This is a genomic window from Salinisphaera sp. SPP-AMP-43, assembly GCF_049568105.1.
Classification (GTDB): domain Bacteria; phylum Pseudomonadota; class Gammaproteobacteria; order Nevskiales; family Salinisphaeraceae; genus Salinisphaera.
Genome location: NZ_CP145335.1, coordinates 1,282,584 through 1,300,639, shown reverse-complemented (window position 1 = coordinate 1,300,639; position 18,056 = coordinate 1,282,584). Strand labels below are relative to the sequence as shown.

Sequence of the window (18,056 nt, the reverse complement as noted above, 5' to 3'; positions counted from 1 at the left end):
CATGTACGCCGACTACAAGATTCTGGCGGTCGTACCAGCGCGCGGCGGTAGCAAAGGCGTACCGCTGAAAAACATCCAGCCAATCCAAGGCGTACCGCTGGTCGCCCGGGTCGGTCATCTGATGTCGGATGTGCCGGAGATCGACCGCGCCGTGGTCTCCACCGACCACGACGAGATCGCCCGGATCGCCGAGGAGGCCGGCCTGGCCGCCGACTGGCGCCGCCCGTCGACGCTGTCCGGCGATCGCATCGGCGATCTCGACGTGCTCATGCATGCCCTGAACGAGACCGAACAACGCGACGGGCTGCGCTACGACATCGTGCTGATGCTGCAACCGACATCGCCCATGCGGACCGCCGCGCATGTGCGTGACACCTACCGCAAGCTAGTCGATGAAGGCCGGGATGCAGTCTGGACCGTTTCCGAGACGGACTCGAAATACCACCCGCGCAAACAACTTACGCTGGCCGACGATCGGCTCGGCTACTACAGCCAGGATGGCGGCCGAATCATTGCGCGCCAACAGCTCGATGCGCTTTATCACCGTAATGGCGCCGCCTATGCTTTTACTCGCGCCTGTCTTCTAGAGCAGCGCGACATCATGGGCGCGAACACCGCCGGCTTGATTACCGAGAGCATGGTCAGCATCGATACACCGTTCGATTTCCGGCTGGTCGAGTTTCTACTCGCCGACCAGCAGGGCAGCGCCGAATCATAAAGGCCTGGGCGCTCCCCTGCCGTCCCCTAGCCTTAAGCCTTAGCCCAAGAGCACGCACCGCCTGAAACAGCGTTCGTCGCCGTCCAACGTGTCGAGCCCGTAGCCGCGCGCCCGGCGTGATTGTTCGCCGATATGCCGGGCCGCCCGCAGCGCCTGTCCCTGGCCTGACTTCGGCCCCATCTGAAAAGACCCACAACCGGCGCGCCACGGCTTGTCGTTCTGCCGTCCTCAGCTGCTCGTAAGCCACCTACAGCGCAAGCCCCTGGTATGGCAGGCAGCGGCGCAGGTGCGCGCCGAAACATCCCTGGACGCTCTGCACCCATCCCCCCGTATCAGCGCTCTGTGACTTGCGCCATCCCCCCACGGTAGGCGACGCCGTACCGATCGCCACATCCAAACTAATGCATCTTGCAACGAACTAGATTTAACGTCAGTATTACGTTTAATTAACGAAAAAATTACGCGCGGAATGCACCACCTTGGAGCCAGTCGCGGCGCCATACCGGAACCGAGCGATCGCAGGACATCGGCCCCTCAAGGCAGCGACCGGTGCTTCGGCCAACCGTCGTCGCCGCCATGGCCGACGGTGTCGCAAAGCCGGGCTTTGGCCGCCCGTATCGCCGCTGAGCTGGCCAGTCTGGCTTCGAAAACATACCGCCCGCGGTATGCCGGCCCGGAGTATCGCCACGCGTTGCCGACCAAAGTTCGCTGCTTATGTCGCTGTTAAGCCGTACCATCCGACGTCTATTGCCCTACCGCCTGCCTGCGATCGATACGCAGCGCGTATATACCCTGGATACCCGGACCGAGCTGGGCAGGGGGTCGAAGCGCCGCTGTTATGCCCACCCGAGCAACCCTGGCTTGTGTATCAAGGTGGCACGCTGGCCGCAGCGCAGCGATGCCCATGAAGCCAGTCTGGTGGAATGGTACTGTTCGCGTGGCCTCGACCGCCGAGGCGTTTCGTATACCCACCGGCCGCACATACACGGCTGGATCGCGACCGATCAGGGACCCGGTCTCGTGGTCGAACGTATCCGCGATCACGACGACACGCCATCGCTGAAACTGCACGAGGCTTTGGCGCGCGGCCTGGTCGCAGCCGAATCAGTCCCTGAGCTGCTGGCACAGCTCAAGGACTGGGTCATGTCCTCGGGCGTTGCGGTCAACGACCTGAGTCTGGGCAATATGTTGCTGCGACGCCGCGACAATGCCCAAGAGCTGGTACTGATCGACGGCATCGGCGGCCAGAAAATCAAACTCAAGTTCATGCTATACCGGCGCTTTGGCTGGTTTGCCCGCTCGATCAGCCGGCACCGCTGGCCTCGCTACGAGCGCAAGATCTACGCCCGTATCGGCATCGGCGATCGCGAAACAGCGCTCCACACCGCGTTTGAACCACCGCAACGACCGCCGGCGATAGCTAGCGTGGATCGAACGCTAGGCTATGGCACCGCCGCACAAGCCCCCGGGTACCGACGAGCCAGTCAGCGATCAGCCTCCAGCACGGCTTTGATCTCGACACGCATCGACCGCACCAGATCGTCGCGATCTCGGGCCGACAACTCGGCCGCTCGATCGTCATTGGCCCCGACGAACCAGCGCTGACTCTCGTCTTGTACGAACCGCTCGAGATCAGCGCGAACCGTCTTAGGCGGCTTTGCAGCGAGCGCTGCCAGCTGTTGCGGCAACACCGATAGATTGTGCACCGCCGGGGCACTGGCACAGGCCGAGTGCCAGGTTTCGACAAACGTCAGCCCGGGGATGCCCTGCTTCAGACCTTCGAACACGGAAGATCCATTACAAGAGGCCGTGAGCTTGGCGCCAGCGATGAGATCGGCCGCGGGGGCGAACGCATCCATGAGCACGGCATTATCGATTGCGGCAATGCCCTGATACAGCGGGCGACGCCCATAGTGCAGACAGCGCAGATCCGGCCGCCGGTCGCCAAGCTGGCGTGGATGCTCCTTGACGGCTAGCACCCACCCCTCCGGCAGAGCGCGCGCCAGCGCGGTAATCGCGCGCAGCTGATCGTGGTAGAAACCCGCCTCCGGCACGGTCGTCCGTTCGGGCTGGTAGTGCAGCGCAAAGTAGATATAAGGTGCCGCGGGGGCCTCCGCGCGGGCATGCCGAGCCAGATAAGCCAGATCGGCCCGCCGCTCGCGGTCGCGGCGCAGTGCATAACGATACAACCGCCACCAGGGCTGACGGAAGTAATGGCGATCGCGGTAATCGTGCCGGGCGCGAAAGAAACGGCGCATCAGCTTCCATTTCTGCGCTGGCCCCAGGCCCTGAAACGCTGCCGATTCGGCACGGCGATTGATCTCATGCGAGCGCTTGAGCCGCCCCGAGACTTCACCTAGCGTAGCGAGCCAGCTTTGGGCTTGAATCGGCTCGGCAGCCGGGCGCAGCGGCGCACGCCCACAGACCAGATCGGTATCGAAAAACATACCGTCGGGCATCTGCGTTCGCTTGAAGATATACACCGGCACCCCCAGGCGACGGCATACGTGAAAGAAAACGATATGCCACGGAAAATGCGGCGTATGGGCGAACCAGACCACCAGATTCGGCGCCCGATCCGCAGCCCAGGCTTCGAGCCCGGCGATTAGCGCCCAGAAGTATCGTTCGGCCTCGCGCGCCGGTAGTGGCTCCAGGAACACGCGATCCAAGGCGCGCCCGAACTGCAGCCAGGCCTCGGTGTAGGCGGCCTGCATGCTGGCATCGCCGATGCGATACATCGCATCGGCATCCGGCACGTCCGCCACTCGTTGATAGGCTTGCCAGTCGAAATAGGCGCAGTCCTCGCCGCCAATAGCGCCCGGGCCCGAGCGCCCTCCAACGAGCACCTCATACGAGCCGGCGAGCCCTGCCAGCATCTCCTGCATGATCGGATAGTCGGCGAAATCGGCCCCGAACAGCAGTTTGCGTTGCATGCTCACGTCAGCTGCCGAGCTGCCAACCAATCGAGGTAGCGTGGCACGCCTTCGGCGACGTTCATAAAAACGTCGGTATAACCGGCTTGGCGCAACGCGCCCATATCGGCCTGGGTATAACTCTGATAGCGGCCGGCCAGATGCTCGGGGAAGTCGATATAACGTTTTTCGCCCTGGCCGTGCCAGGCAATCACTGCATCGGCGACTTCGTTGAAACTCTGGGCGTGCCCTGTGCCGCAGTTGAAGATGCCGGACACGGATGGATGGTCGTACAGCCATAGATTGACCGCCACGACATCGTCAACGTGGATGAAATCCCGCAGCTGGCCACCATCCGAATAACCCTCGGTACCCTCGAATAGCCGGCACACCCCGGACTCGCTCACCTGACGCGAAAAATGCCGGGCCACGCTTGCCATACCGCCTTTATGCGCCTCGCGTGGCCCATATACGTTGAAATAGCGCAGCCCCACCACCTGCGAATTCGTTGCGGGATGCGCTCGTACATACTGATCGAAGGCAAACTTGGAAAACGCGTACATATTCAGCGGCTTCTCGGCTACACGCTGTTCTACGAACTGCGGCCCCATGCCATAGACCGAAGCGGACGAGGCATAAATGAGCGGCACCGCACGGGCCACAGCCCAGGTATGCAAAGTCTTGGAATAGGTAAAGTTGCGCGCCATGACATAGCGCCCGTCCCATTCCGTGGTCGCCGAACAGGCGCCTTCGTGGAAGATCGCCTCGATCGGCCCCAGCTCGGCCCCTGAGGCCAACGCATCGATGAAATCGTCGTACTCCATGTAATCGACGAAATTCAGATCGGCCAGGTTGAGGCATTTCGAACCGTCGCTGAGGTCGTCGACGATCAGAATATCGTCGATGCCCCGCGCATTGAGTCCGGCCACGATGTTGCTACCGATAAACCCGGCTGCACCGGTCACTATGATCATGTCGCCATGTCCTTTTGTCGTCGCCGGGCCGGCTGCCCGTTATTCGGCGCCACAGGTTATCGCACCGTCTTCTGCGATCAATAACTCGCTGCCGTATCGCTCGCCGACGCCAGAGGCGCTTCGATCCAGGCTGCCCACAAATCGGCAACGCGACAGCGCTCGGCTTCGCGCCGGCTGTCGCGATCGATCATGGCCCGCTGGTGCTGCAAAGCGGCAGCGTGGACGATGCGCCGGTAGTCGCGATAGGCATGGGTCATGGCCCGGATATCGTCATACTCGGCCAGACCGGCCGATTCCAGCGTTTCCAGAATGCGGATGGCATCGGTAAAGATCAGCAGTTCTTCACAGTCGTGGCCGTGGGCCAGTGCGGCATACTGGGCCATGAACTCGATGTCGATCAGCCCGCCCGGCATCTGTTTGACGTCCCAGCGCTGCTCGGTGGTTTCATCCTTGACTTCGCGCATGCGCCGGCGCATCGAGCGAACTTCACCGGCCAGCACGGTCTTGTCGCGCGGTTGGGCCAGGATTTCCTTGCGCATCGCTGCGAATCGCTTGCCCAACGTGGTGTCGCCGGCCACTGGACGCGCGCGCACCAGCGCCTGATGTTCCCAGGTCCAGGCTTGTTCGCGCTGATAGCGCGCCAAGGCGTCGATAGGGGTGACCATCATGCCGGCATTGCCAGAGGGGCGCAGCCGCATATCGATTTCATAAGCCCGACCGGCCGGTGTGGCGGTGGTTAGAATATGGATCAGGCGCTGGGCCAGGCGGGTGAAAAACACCTGGTGGCTGAGTTCGCGATCACCGCCCTGGGTGGTGGCCTCCCGGGGGCCGTCGTAGACGAAAACCAGATCCAGATCCGAGGTATAGCCGAGCTCCAGCCCACCGAGCTTGCCATAGCCGATGATCACGAACGGCGCGATCGAGCCATCGTCGAGCCGTGGCTCGCCGTAGCGTGCCGACATCTGTTGCCACGCCATATCGAGCGCGGCATCGAGTACCACCTCGGCCAGCACAGTCAGATGATCGGATACGATCATCAACGGCATGGCATTGGTCACATCGGCCGCGGCGATCCGCAACATCGTGGTCTGGGTAAACCGCCGCAGCGCGTTCATGCGTTGATCGAGATCGTCGGCTTCGAACGCCGACAGATCGTCGGCCAGATCGCTGACCAATTCCGACCGACGCGGCGCGTGATACAGCGGCCGCGGATCGAGAAAGGAATCGAGCAGCGCCGGTTGTTCAGCGATGTGCTCGGTGATCCAGAGACTGGCGCCGCACAGCCGCATAAGGGTCGACAACGCGGCCGGATATTCCACCAACAACGCGATGTAATTGCTGCGCCCAATAATGGCGCCGATCACCGACAAGGTGCGCAGTAGCGCGCGCTCTGGCGCATCGTGGTGGGCCGCATTGGCGATCGCCGACGGGATCAACTCGGCCAGCCAGCGCTGGCCGCGGGCTTCGAGTATCCGGTAGCGGCGCTGATCCTTGAGCTCGGCCAGCGCCTTGCGCACAGCCGCGGTATCTTCGATCCCGTAGCGGGACACCAGATCGTCGGCCTCGGCCGCGCTCAGACGATCGGCCCAGAGCGCGGCCAGCGCCTCACGCTCGCGATCGGCCTCCTGGGGGCGTGATTGCTGATCCGGGGAGGCAAAGACCTGCTCGAATAAATCGTGCACTTCTCGGCGTACCGCCTCGACCGCTTCGATCAACTGGCGGCCATCGGAGTAATCCATCATCGCCGCGATCCGATCGCGCTCTGCGGCCGCCTCCGGCAGATCATGGGTCTGCTGATCCTCGATCATCTGCAGACGGTTCTCTAGCCGTCGCAGGAATACATAGTCGCGGTCGAGCCGCTCGGCGACTTCGTGATCCAGATGCCCGGCCTCGGCGAGCTGGGCCAGTACCGGGCGCAGGCGATTATCCTGCAGATCGGGCTCCTGGCCGCCGCGAATGAGCTGAAAAACCTGGACCAGAAACTCGATTTCGCGAATGCCGCCATAGCCGAGCTTGATATCGGCCTGTGAATCCCGGGACTCGACTTGTTGGTCGATCATAGCCTTCATTTCGCGTATCGAGTCGAAGGCGCCGTAATCGAGATAGCGGCGATAAACGAACGGCCGCAGGCATTCGAGCAAGCGCTCCCCGCCGGCTAAGTCACCGGCGACCGGGCGGGCCTTGATCCAGGCATAGCGCTCCCACTCCCGACCATGGGCCTGATAGTACTGCTCTAGGGCCGCGATCGAACCCACCAGCGCCCCGGCGTCGCCAAACGGTCGCAGTCGGGTATCCACGCGATACACGAAGCCGGTCCCGGTAGGCTCGGCGAGCAGCCGAACCGCTTTCTGGGCGACCCGACGACAATAGCCTTCGGCGTCCAGGGGCCGATCGCCATCCGACTCGCCGGATTCGGCATAGGCAAAGATTAGATCGATATCGGAAGAAAAATTCAGCTCGCGCCCACCCAGCTTGCCCATGCCGATGACGATCAGGCGGATAATGCGGCCATCGGCGTTGTACAGCGTGCCGTGGCGCTCGGCGACCTCGGCCTCGGCCCGAACCACGGCCGCCTCGATACAACGATCGGCCAGCGCCGACAGCGCGGCCAGAACGCCCTCGAGCGACCAGGCATCGGTCAGGTCGGCATGGGCGATCCGAGCCAGGTTGGCATCGCGATAGGTCCGCAGTGCATCCGCAAAATCGGCGGCCTCGGTCGTCGGTGGTGTACCCAGTTCAATATCCTGGTCACTGAGGGCAGCCAGGGTTGCGGCGTTATCGGTATCGCGTTCGGACCATTCATCGAGGAACCGACTCAGCCCCGCGATACGCTTGTTTTGATTCATATCAGCCCCGATCGACAGGCGAAGTCAGCCGACTTCGAAAATCAACATGCGCGGTCGATCAAACCGCGGATGAGCCGATGGTAGCCTGCGACGCTGCTTGCGATCGAGAAGTCGGCCGCACGCTGCTTGAGTTCGGCAGGCACAACCGGCGCATCAAGTGCCTCTTGCAACCCCTGGGCCAGCGCTGCGGCGTCGCCTACCGGCACCAGGCGCCCATAGCCGCCGCTATCCAGTATCTCTCGCGGCCCGTGCGGGCAGTCGGTGGCGACAACCGGGCAACCACAGGCCAAAGCCTCGATCAGCACCAACGGCAGACCTTCGAAATCGGAAGACAGAACATACAGGCGCGCCCGGGCCAGATACGCACAGGGGTTGTCGACCCAGCCCGGCAGATCGATATCGGCTGCGATACCAAGCTCATGGGCGCGATCGAGGATGCGAGTACGCAATTCGCCCTCGCCGAGAATGATCAGACGGGCTTGTCGTTCTTCGCGAAGCCGGGTGAATGCCTCGATCAGGTTCAGAAAACCCTTCTGGGCTACGAGTCGGCCGATGGCTAGAATGACGGGCGTCTCGGCGTTAGCGCTCAACCAGGGGTGCTCCGGATCTTCGGCGGCACGCTGGTCGATATCCGGCCCGGTCGCCGGGTTGTAGAGGGTTGTGATCGCAGCACGTGGTAACCCGGTTGCTTCGGCGAGGTCGTCGGCCACGCCATTGGAAACCGCCACCACGGCATCGGCCTGGGCATACACACGCCCGACCACCTCCGGCAACATCTGCCAACGCACGGCTTCACGGCGCTGGCCAGCGCCCAGGGCAACCCGACGGGTCAACGTATTGTGTTCGCAGACCACCACCGACATCGATGGTACTGCCCGACGACGCGCCCATAGCGCCAGCAGGTTGGCCTGAAACATGGCTGCAATCAGCACAGCCGGCCGCCGCTGGCGCAGATAGCGAATCAGTCCCGGCAGATAGCGCAGGGTCTGGATCGGCTTGCGCGTCAACAGCACCGGCCGCAGCAGCACATCGATATCGGCAGGCTCGGCACGCAGGGCGGCCCACTGCCCGCGCCAGCGAAAGCCGCGCTTGAGCACGACACAGTTCACTTGCTCGGGGATACGATTCGTATAAGCCCCTTCTGCCCGATTGACGACCAAGTCGACCTCGAAGCCCAGATCAACAAACGCGGCCGCCAGCCGAAGCACTACAGCCTCGGCGCCGCCGCCGGCCAGCGTCGGTAGATAGAAGGCAATACGAGGGCGTTCGCCAGCATCCGACTGCGACATGAGGCTCACCACTGCAATCCATGATGGTCGATCCGGATTCGAGTCTATACGCGCCAAGTTGAACGATAGGTGACGACGGTGAAGCAGTGACCGATTCGACAACGACAGACTGTCTTGTTGGAGCCGACATGAGTTCCACCGACACCGCCGATGTGCGATATCCAACAGCATGGATAACGCATAAAAAAAGGCCCCGCTCGACGAGCGGGGCCTTTGTTCGCGCAGGTGTAGCGCGGCGGGCGTTTACATCATGCCGCCCATGCCGCCCATACCACCCATGCCGCCCATGTCGGCACCACCCTTGTCGTCATCCTCAGGGATGTCGGCAACAGTGGCTTCCGTGGTCAGCATCAGGCTAGCGATGGACGCCGCGTTCTGCAGCGCGGTACGGCTAACCTTGGTCGGGTCCAGGATACCCAGCTCGACCATGTCGCCGTATTCGCCGGTAGCTGCGTTGTAGCCGTAGTTACCGTCGTGCGCCAGCACTTCGTTGACCACGACCGACGGCTCGCCGCCGCTGTTGAACACGATCTGACGCAGCGGCTCTTCAACCGCACGACGCAGCAACCGGATGCCGGCTTCCTGATCGTCGTTGTCGCCCTTGACGTTTTCGATCGCCTTGAGCGTACGCAGCAGGGCCACACCGCCACCGGGCACAATGCCTTCTTCGACGGCCGCACGGGTGGCGTGCAGGGCGTCTTCGACACGCGCCTTCTTCTCTTTCATCTCGACTTCGGTGGCAGCACCTACCTTGATCAGCGCCACGCCGCCGGCGAGCTTGGCCACGCGTTCCTGCAGCTTCTCCTTGTCGTAGTCCGAGGAAGAGTCCTCGATCTGCGCACGAATCTGCTTGATGCGGCCTTCGATATCGTCGTTGGAACCCTTGCCATCGATGATGGTGGTGTTTTCCTTCGAGATCTGGACCTTGTTGGCTTCGCCCAGGTGCTCAAGGGTAGCGTTTTCCAGGGTCATACCGATGTCTTCGGAGATGACCTGGCCACCGGTCAGGATCGCCATGTCTTCGAGCATGGCCTTACGGCGGTCACCGAAGCCGGGCGCCTTCACGGCGGCGACCTTGACGATACCGCGCATGTTGTTGACCACCAGCGTGGCCAGCGCTTCGCCTTCGACGTCTTCGGAGACGATCAACAGCGGACGGTTCTGCTTGGCGACGTTTTCCAGCAGCGGAAGCATGTCGCGGATGTTCGAGATCTTCTTGTCGAACAGCAGAATGTAGGGGTTGTCCAGCTCGGCCGTCATCGTCTGGTTATCGGTGACGAAGTACGGCGACAGGTAGCCGCGATCGAACTGCATGCCTTCGACGACATCCAGCTCGTTATGCAGGCTGGAGCCCTCTTCGACCGTGATCACGCCTTCTTTGCCGACCTTGTTCATGGCGTCGGCTATGATCTTGCCGATCTCTTCGTCGGAGTTGGCCGAGATCGAGCCGACCTGCGCGATCGACTTCTCGTCGTCGCAGGGCTTGGAGAGCTTGGCCAGTTCTTCGACCGCCGCGTCCACGGCTTTGTCGATGCCACGTTTGAGGTCCATCGGGTTCATGCCCGCGGACACGGCCTTCACACCTTCACGCACGATGGCCTGGGCCAGAACCGTGGCGGTCGTGGTGCCGTCGCCGGCTACGTCCGAAGTCTTGGAAGCGACTTCCTTGACCATCTGGACGCCCATATTCTCGAACTTGTCTTCGAGTTCGATTTCCTTGGCGACCGACACGCCGTCCTTGGTCACGGTCGGGGCGCCGAAGCTCTTGTCCAGAACCACGTTGCGACCCTTGGGACCCAGCGTGACTTTGACCGCGTTGGCCAGCGTGTTGACACCACGGACCAGACGCTGGCGCGCGTCTTCGCCGAAACGTACTTCTTTTGCAGCCATTGCTCGCTTTCCTTAGTTAATTCGTTGGGTTGACGTAATCGATGCGCTGACTCGAGCGTGCTTAGCCCAGCACCGCCAGAATGTCATCCTCGCGCATCACGACGACTTCGTCGCCGTCGACCTTGATCTCGGTGCCCGAGAACTTACCGAACATGACCTTGTCACCGACCTGGACTTCCGGCTTGCGGACGTCGCCATTGTCGAGCGGCTTGCCGTTACCCACGGCAACTACTTCGCCCCGCTGCGGCTTTTCGGCTGCCGTATCGGGAATGACGATACCCCCAGCCGTCTTCTGCTCTTCTTCGATCCGCTTGATTACGATGCGGTCATGTAGAGGACGGATATTCATGCCACCCTTCTCCTCGAAACTGTGAAGGTTGTTGATTAAAAAACCTCGGTGGCCCAAGGCCACCGGAGAGATCACTGATTAGCAATCTCGATCACCGCCATTGATGCGGCCTTACGCCCACCTTTCAAGAGTCGTACCGCAAATTTTTAGCGGTTCGCGGAATGTTTAACAGCAAGTGAAACGATGCCTTGTTGGAAAACCCTGCAGGCATTATCTTTCGCCCATACACCACGCGATGCCGGGCCGGTCTCGGCGAGTACGGGAGGTTCCATGGCCCAATCCGAAATACGCCGGGTCGCCATCGTTGGCGGCGCCCGGGTTCCATTCTGTCGTTCCAATACGGCCTATTCGCACCAGTCGAACCAGGATCTGCTGACCGCGACATTCAAAGCGCTATCCGAAAAATACCGCCTAGCCGGTGAGCGCCTGGGAGAGGTCGCCGCGGGTGCGGTGCTCAAGCATGCCCGCGATTTCAACCTGACCCGCGAGGCCGTGCTCGGCACCGATCTGGATGCCCATACGCCGGCTTTCGATGTTCAGCAGGCCTGCGGCACTGGCCTGGAGGCAGCAATCCTGATCGCCAATAAGATCGCCACTGGCCAGATCGATTCCGGCATCGCCGGTGGCACCGATACGACCTCGGATGCGCCGATCGCGATCAACGAAGAGCTGCGCAATATTCTGCTGGACATGAATCGCGCCCAATCGGCCGGCGAACGCATGCAACTCGCCGCGCGCATACGGCCGCGCCATCTCGTGCCGAACTTTCCCGGTGTGAGCGAGCCTCGGACCGGCATGTCGATGGGCGAACACTGCGAACTGATGGCCAAGGAATGGCGTATTTCGCGCCGGGCCCAGGACGAACTGGCCCTGACCAGCCATAAGAATGCCGCTCAGGCGTATATCGACGGTTTCTACGACGATCTGGTGCTGCCCTATCTGGGCGTCGAACGCGATAACAATCTGCGCCCGGATACGAGCCTGGAAAAACTCGCTAAGCTCAAGCCTGCCTTCGATAAGGAAAACGGCACCCTGACCGCCGGCAATTCCACGCCGTTGACCGATGGGGCCTCCTCGGTGCTGTTGGCCAGCGAAGACTGGGCCCGTGAACGCGGTCTGCCGATCCTGGCTTATTTCACGCCCTATTCGCGCACGGCGGCGGTCGATTACGTCGATGGCGGCGAGGGGCTGCTGATGGCACCAACTTATGCCGTGCCCGACATGCTGGATGCCGCCGGTCTTTCCCTCCAGGACTTCGATTTCTATGAAATCCACGAGGCGTTTGCAGCCCAAGTGCTGTGTACGCTCAAAGCCTGGGAATCGAAGAAATACTGCCGCGAACGGCTGGGCCGCGAAGACGCCCTCGGGGCAATCGATATGTCCAAGCTGAATGTGAAGGGCTCATCGATCGGTCTCGGCCATCCGTTCGCGGCTACAGGCGGACGCATCGTCGCAACTCTGGCCAAGATCCTGCACGACAACGGCGGTGGCCGCGGTCTGATTTCGATCTGTGCCGCCGGCGGGCAAGGGGTCACGGCGATTCTGGAAAAACCGGAATAACGACCCCGGTTGCGTGCCCGGCCGGACATCCAAAGGCTGGCCGGGCGCGCGCTTTGCGTTTAGCCTGCGCGCGCCATGCTCCGAAAACCGCGCTGTTGATGCCCTATTCCACCTGCTGCATTAGAGCGGATAGCCGCCATGGATGACGCGCGTCGCGGCGGCTGGGCTTCCCGATTCGGTTTTATCATGGCTGCTGCCGGTTCGGCCGTCGGGCTCGGCAATATCTGGAAGTTTCCCTATGTGACCGGCGCCCACGGTGGCGGTGCATTTCTGGCGATCTACCTGGTTTGTGTATTCGGTTTCGGCTTGGCGCTGGTGATGGCCGAGCTGGTCATGGGCCGGATGAGCCGGCGTAATCCGGTCGGCGCATTCAAACGTCTTGCCGGCAGCGCCTGGCCTGCCGCGGGTGGCCTGGGCGTGGTCACCGCGGTGGTGATTCTGTCGTTTTATATCGTGGTTGCTGGCTGGGCGATCGCCTATCTGGTGTATGCCCTTGACGGTGCGTTGAGCGCGACCGATGCCGATGCCCTCAACGCGCTGTTCCGCCGTCTGACCGGGGCGCCCGTTGCTCCGTTGCTTTATGCCGCGGCGTTCATGCTGGCCACCGCGGTGGTGGTCGCCCGTGGTATCGCCGGCGGCATCGAGCGGATGTCGAAACTGTTCATGCCGTTGCTATTCGGCATTCTCGTCCTGCTGGTGCTGCGCGCAGTAACGCTGCCGGGCGCTGGTGAGGGGCTGGCGTTTTTTCTGCGCCCCGACTGGTCTTCGGTCGATATCGGCACCGTTTCGGCCGCGCTGGGCCAGGCGTTCTTTTCGCTATCGCTCGGTCTCGGCGGGCTGATCACCTACGGTTCTTATATGTCGCCGCGCCAGAATCTTGGCCGCGATGCGCTGGCCGTGGTGTTGCTCGATACCGTGGTCGCGGTCCTGGCCGGACTGATGGTGTTGCCGGCGATGATGGCAGCTGGCATGACGCCGGCCGAAGGTGGGCCGGGGACCACGTTCAAAGTCCTGCCGGCCGTGTTTGCTGCGATGCCGGCCGGACGGCTGTTTAGCATCGGCTTCTTTTTACTGCTGACGCTGGCCGCGCTGACGTCGTCGGTATCGCTGCTTGAGCCCGTGGTCAGCTATCTGGTCGACGAACGCGGCCTAAAACGCACCACCGCCTCGGCGCTCGGTAGCCTGGTCTGTTTCGCCTTGGCCGTACCGGTCTCGCTGTCGTTCGGTGTCTGGCACGAAGTGACCTTTGCCGGGCTCACCCTGTTCGGCCTGATGGATTTCTTCGCCAGCCATCTGAGCTTGCCCATCGGCAGCTTGTTGACCGCGATCTGTCTTGGCTGGGTGGTCGGTCGCCCAGCCCTGGACGAGCTCGCCAGTCGGGGGCAGCCCGTCGCCGCCTGGGCGCCGGTCTGGCTGTTTTTCATCCGGTTTATCGCACCGTTCGCTATTGCCTGGATCCTGATCCAAGGCCTGATACCCGGCTGAGCCATGACCTAACACGCGCGGATCGCGCGCTCGTCGAGGCCCGGGCCGCCCTATTTTAAGCTTTGTACGTTGGCGCCACTGCCGAGGAGACACGACTTTGTCCGAATACACTGCCCGTCGCCGCGATCGCGAAAGCTGGGGAAGTCGCGCAGGGTTCATCATGGCCGCTGCCGGCTCGGCCGTCGGTCTTGGCAACATCTGGAAATTCCCGTACATGGCAGGCGGCAACGGCGGTGGCGCGTTTTTGCTGCTGTATCTGGCCTGCGTGGTGATCTTCGGCCTGTCGCTGGTAATTGCCGAACTGGTGATCGGGCGCATGGCCCAGCGCACGCCGGTAGCGGCCTTTCGCCAGATTGCCGGCCGCGCCTGGCCGCTGGTCGGTGCCTTGGCGATCACGACCGCGTTCGTCATTCTGTCGTTTTATATCGTGGTCGCCGGCTGGACGATCGCCTATATGGTCTTCGAGGTCGGCGGGCAGGTCGCCAGCACCGACGGCGACCATCTGGAGGCGGTGTTCAACGGCTTGGTCGGTAATACTTGGCAACCGATCGGCTATGCCGCGCTGTTTATGATCGCGACGGCAGCAGTGGTGCTGGGCGGCATCGGCCATGGCATCGAACGCGCCTCGAAGATTCTCATGCCTGCCCTGTTTCTACTGTTGATCGCGCTCGCGATTCGCGCGCTCACCCTGCCGGGGGCAGCCGAGGGCATCGAGTTCTTTTTGGTGCCGGATTTATCGCGAGTGACCGGCGCAACTGTGACGGCGGCCATCGGCCAGGCTTTTTTCTCGCTATCGCTGGGCATGGGAGCAATGATCACCTACGGCTCGTATATGTCGCGCGATCAGAACCTACCGGCCGACGCGCTGGCCGTGGTCGGGCTCGATACGTTGATCGCGCTGCTGGCGGGGCTGATGGTTATCCCGGCCATGTTCGCCGCCGGTATGACTCCGGGGGATGGCGGTGCCGGCACCACGTTCATGGTGTTGCCGGCCGTGTTCGCAGCCATGCCGGCAGGCCCCGTATTCGGCTTTGGCTTTTTTCTATTGCTGGCCGTGGCCGCCCTGACCTCTTCAGTGTCGTTGCTCGAGGCCGTGGTCTGTTATCTGGTCGATGAAACCCGGCTGACGCGGCGCCGCGCGACCGGGGCGGCTGCGATCGTTTGTTTTGTGCTGGCCATTCCGTCGTCGTTGTCGTTCGGGCTATGGTCCGAAGCCCAACTGTTTGGCAAGAGCTTTTTCAACCTGCTGGACTACCTAGCCACGTCGATCGCGCTTCCACTGGGCGGTCTTTTGACGGCCCTGTGCCTGGGCTGGGTCGTGGGTCCGCGAGCGATCGAGGCACTACGCGACGACGACTGCCCTGCGCCGCGTTGGGCGCGTCTTTGGCTGTTCGTGCTGCGCTATGTCGTGCCTATCGGTATCGGCTGGATCCTGATTCAGGGCATTATTGGGTAATCGGCGTCGGACGCGATCGCGCCAGGCGCACCACTAAGGGGGTTGTTCATGGAAAGTCTCTCGAACGCGCTATCCACGTTATCCGGCTGGGTATGGGGTCCGGTCATGCTCATCCTGCTGCTGGGCACCGGCGTCTATCTGACCGCCGGACTGCGCGGCATACCGCAACGCAAGCTGATTTACGGTTTCCGCATGCTGTTCGCCGGCCGGCGGGCGACCACCCATCCCGGCGACATTACCCCGTTCCAGGCACTGGCCACGGCGCTGTCGGCGACGGTGGGTACAGGCAATATTGCCGGCGTGGCCACAGCGATCCATCTGGGCGGACCCGGCGCGGTGTTCTGGATGTGGGTCACCGCCCTGGTCGGCATGGCGACCAAGTACGGGGAAGCCGTGCTCGCGGTCAACTATCGCCAGACCAATGCTTTGGGCGGGCATGTCGGCGGCCCGATGTACTACATCCGTAACGGCCTCGGGGCAAACTGGAAGTGGCTGGCGTTTCTGTTTGCCCTGTTCGCGACCATTGCCGCCTTCGGCATCGGCAATACGGTTCAGTCGAACTCGGTTTCGCAGGTCTTGGCCGAAAGCCGCTGGTCGATCCCGAGCTGGCTCACGGGTCTGGTCCTGGCCATCGGCGTGGGCGCGGTGATCCTTGGTGGCGTTCAGCGCCTGGCCCGGGTAACCGAAAAACTCGTACCGTTCATGGCCATCATCTACGTCGTCGGCGCCCTGGCGGTGCTGGTGCTCAACGCCGAAGCCGTGCCCGGCGCCTTCGCGACGATCGTCTCCGATGCCTTCACCGGCACGGCCGCGGCCGGCGGCTTTGCTGGGGCCGGTGTGCTGATGGCGATTCGTTTCGGCGTCGCACGCGGGATCTTCTCGAACGAGGCCGGTCTGGGTAGCGCGCCGATCGCGCATGCGGCCGCGCGTACCGACAGCCCGGTGCGCCAGGGTGTAGTGGCTATGCTCGGCACCTTCATCGACACCATCATCGTCTGCACGATGACCGCGCTCGTGATCGTGTCTACCGGGGTCTGGTCGTCGGACGCCACCGGTGCTGCGCTATCGGCCGATGCCTTTACGACCGGCATGCCGGGCCCGGGCGGACTGATCGTGAGCTTCGGCCTGGTGGTATTTGCTTTTTCTACCATGCTCGCCTGGAGCTACTACGGCGAACGCACGGCCGAGTACCTGCTCGGCTCGCGGGTAATTCAACCCTATCGCCTGGCCTGGGTGATCGCAGTATTCGTGGGGGCCGTCTTCCCCTTGGATCTGATTTGGCTGATCGCAGACGTGATGAATGCACTCATGGCGGTACCGAATCTGATCGCCCTGCTGTTGCTGAGCCCGGTCATTTTCCGTCTCACGCGGGAATATTTCGGGCGATGAATGGCGCCCCAACCGCCCCGTTTTACGGGGCGGTTGCATCCGGATCGATTACCCTTAAGTATCGAAACGAAAAACACGATAGCAAGGACCAATAATGAGCCGCGAAGAGTCCGCCCCGGTCGGTGTGCTGTTCACCAACCTCGGCAGTCCCGACGATACCTCGGTGAAGTCGGTTCGCCGTTATCTGCGCGAGTTTCTCAGCGATCGTCGAGTGATCGATCTCAACCGGGCGGCCTGGCTGCCGATCCTGTACGGCGTCATTCTCACGGTGCGCCCCAAGAACTCGGCCGAAGGCTATCGTTCGGTCTGGATGGATGAGGGGTCGCCGCTGATCGTCTATGCCCGGCGTCAGGCGGCCGGTATCCAGGCCAAGCTGAGTGCCCAGATGTCTACGCCGGTGCATGTGGCCCTGGGCATGCGCTACGGCAATCCATCGATCGAGTCGGCACTGGAAGAACTGCATGCGGCAGGCTGTCGCAAGGTGCTGGTGTTTCCCGCCTATCCCCAGTACTCGGCGACCACGGTGGCCACGACCTTCGACAAGGTCAGCGAGGTCCTCGAGGACTGGCCAGAGCCGCCGGCACTGCGCCAGATCAACCGCTATCACGACGACCCGGGCTATATCGCGGCCCTGGCAGCCTCGGTACGCGAGCACTGGCAGACCCACGGCCGTGCCGACAAACTGGTGATGTCGTTCCACGGCATTCCCAAGCGCTACGTCAAACAAGGCGACCCCTATCCGCGCGACTGCGGCATTACCGCCCAGCTTCTGGCTGATGCGCTGGGCCTATCACGCAATGACTACAAGGTCTGTTTCCAGTCGCGCTTCGGCCGCGAACCCTGGCTGCAGCCTTATCTCGATGAAACCATGAAAGCCTGGGGCGCGGACCCCAATATCGATACCGTCGATGTCATCTGCCCTGGTTTTTCATCGGACTGTCTCGAAACGCTCGAAGAGATTCGCGAAGAAAACCGCGGTTACTTTGAGGGCGCCGGCGGCCAGGCTCTACGATATATTCCCGCGCTCAACGATCGCGAGGATCATATCGAGATGTTTGCTCGCCTGATCCGCGAGCAGCTGGCGGGCTGGGCCTGATTCGAGCACCGAGCCCGGTGCCCAAGGTGCGTCCGGGCACCGGCCTGCTTAGCAGGCATCGTATTATCGGCTCGGCCTGAGAACACGTTGCT

At 62.4% G+C, this 18,056-nt stretch carries 12 protein-coding genes; 7 read left to right on the top strand and 5 right to left on the bottom strand.

The genetic code is table 11. The features are described from left to right. Position 1: 1 nt before the first annotated feature. Both V5738_RS05595 and V5738_RS05590 read left to right on the top strand, forming a co-directional pair. Positions 2 to 718, top strand: coding sequence for a cytidylyltransferase domain-containing protein (locus V5738_RS05595; protein WP_423823424.1), 717 nt, complete (start codon positions 2 to 4; stop codon positions 716 to 718). A gap of 714 nt (positions 719 to 1,432) precedes the next feature. Beyond that, positions 1,433 to 2,323 carry a YrbL family protein gene (locus V5738_RS05590; RefSeq protein WP_423823423.1) on the top strand — a complete coding sequence of 297 codons (891 nt, stop codon included), beginning with the start codon at positions 1,433 to 1,435 and terminating at the stop codon, positions 2,321 to 2,323. 1,330 nt (positions 2,324 to 3,653) lie between these two features. Here the strand turns inward: V5738_RS05590 and rfaD are convergent. From rfaD to groES, 5 genes are all read right to left on the bottom strand, one after another. After that, positions 3,654 to 4,604: an ADP-glyceromanno-heptose 6-epimerase gene (gene rfaD, locus V5738_RS05585; protein WP_423823422.1), complete on the bottom strand. Its 951-nt coding sequence runs from the start codon at positions 4,602 to 4,604 to the stop codon at positions 3,654 to 3,656. 77 nt (positions 4,605 to 4,681) lie between these two features. After that, entirely contained in the window at positions 4,682 to 7,450 is a 2,769-nt protein-coding gene (gene glnE / locus V5738_RS05580) for a bifunctional [glutamate--ammonia ligase]-adenylyl-L-tyrosine phosphorylase/[glutamate--ammonia-ligase] adenylyltransferase (RefSeq protein WP_423823420.1), read from the bottom strand. Between the two features lie 41 nt (positions 7,451 to 7,491). Beyond that, positions 7,492 to 8,739 (bottom strand): glycosyltransferase, encoded by a 1,248-nt coding sequence (locus V5738_RS05575; RefSeq protein ID WP_423823419.1) that lies wholly within the window; start codon positions 8,737 to 8,739, stop codon positions 7,492 to 7,494. 243 nt (positions 8,740 to 8,982) lie between these two features. Further along, positions 8,983 to 10,629, bottom strand: a complete 1,647-nt coding sequence (gene groL / locus V5738_RS05570; RefSeq protein ID WP_423823417.1) for a chaperonin GroEL — start codon at positions 10,627 to 10,629, stop codon at positions 8,983 to 8,985. A gap of 61 nt (positions 10,630 to 10,690) precedes the next feature. Next, positions 10,691 to 10,978, bottom strand: a complete 288-nt coding sequence (groES, locus tag V5738_RS05565; protein WP_423823416.1) for a co-chaperone GroES — start codon at positions 10,976 to 10,978, stop codon at positions 10,691 to 10,693. A gap of 270 nt (positions 10,979 to 11,248) precedes the next feature. Between groES and V5738_RS05560 the strand changes: the two genes are divergently transcribed. The 5 genes from V5738_RS05560 (at position 11,249) to hemH (ending at position 17,964) form a co-directional block, all read left to right on the top strand. Next, positions 11,249 to 12,538 (top strand): acetyl-CoA C-acetyltransferase, encoded by a 1,290-nt coding sequence (locus V5738_RS05560; RefSeq protein WP_423823415.1) that lies wholly within the window; start codon positions 11,249 to 11,251, stop codon positions 12,536 to 12,538. A 138-nt stretch (positions 12,539 to 12,676) separates the two neighbouring features. Next, entirely contained in the window at positions 12,677 to 14,023 is a 1,347-nt protein-coding gene (locus V5738_RS05555; protein ID WP_423823414.1) for a sodium-dependent transporter, read from the top strand. Between the two features lie 97 nt (positions 14,024 to 14,120). Further along, a complete protein-coding gene (locus V5738_RS05550) occupies positions 14,121 to 15,479 on the top strand; it encodes a sodium-dependent transporter (RefSeq protein WP_423823413.1) in 1,359 nt (452 codons plus the stop codon). 48 nt (positions 15,480 to 15,527) lie between these two features. Next, entirely contained in the window at positions 15,528 to 16,868 is a 1,341-nt protein-coding gene (locus V5738_RS05545) for an alanine/glycine:cation symporter family protein (protein ID WP_423823412.1), read from the top strand. A 94-nt stretch (positions 16,869 to 16,962) separates the two neighbouring features. Continuing rightward, positions 16,963 to 17,964: a ferrochelatase gene (gene hemH, locus V5738_RS05540; RefSeq protein WP_423823411.1), complete on the top strand. Its 1,002-nt coding sequence runs from the start codon at positions 16,963 to 16,965 to the stop codon at positions 17,962 to 17,964. The last annotated feature ends 92 nt before the right edge of the window (positions 17,965 to 18,056 follow it).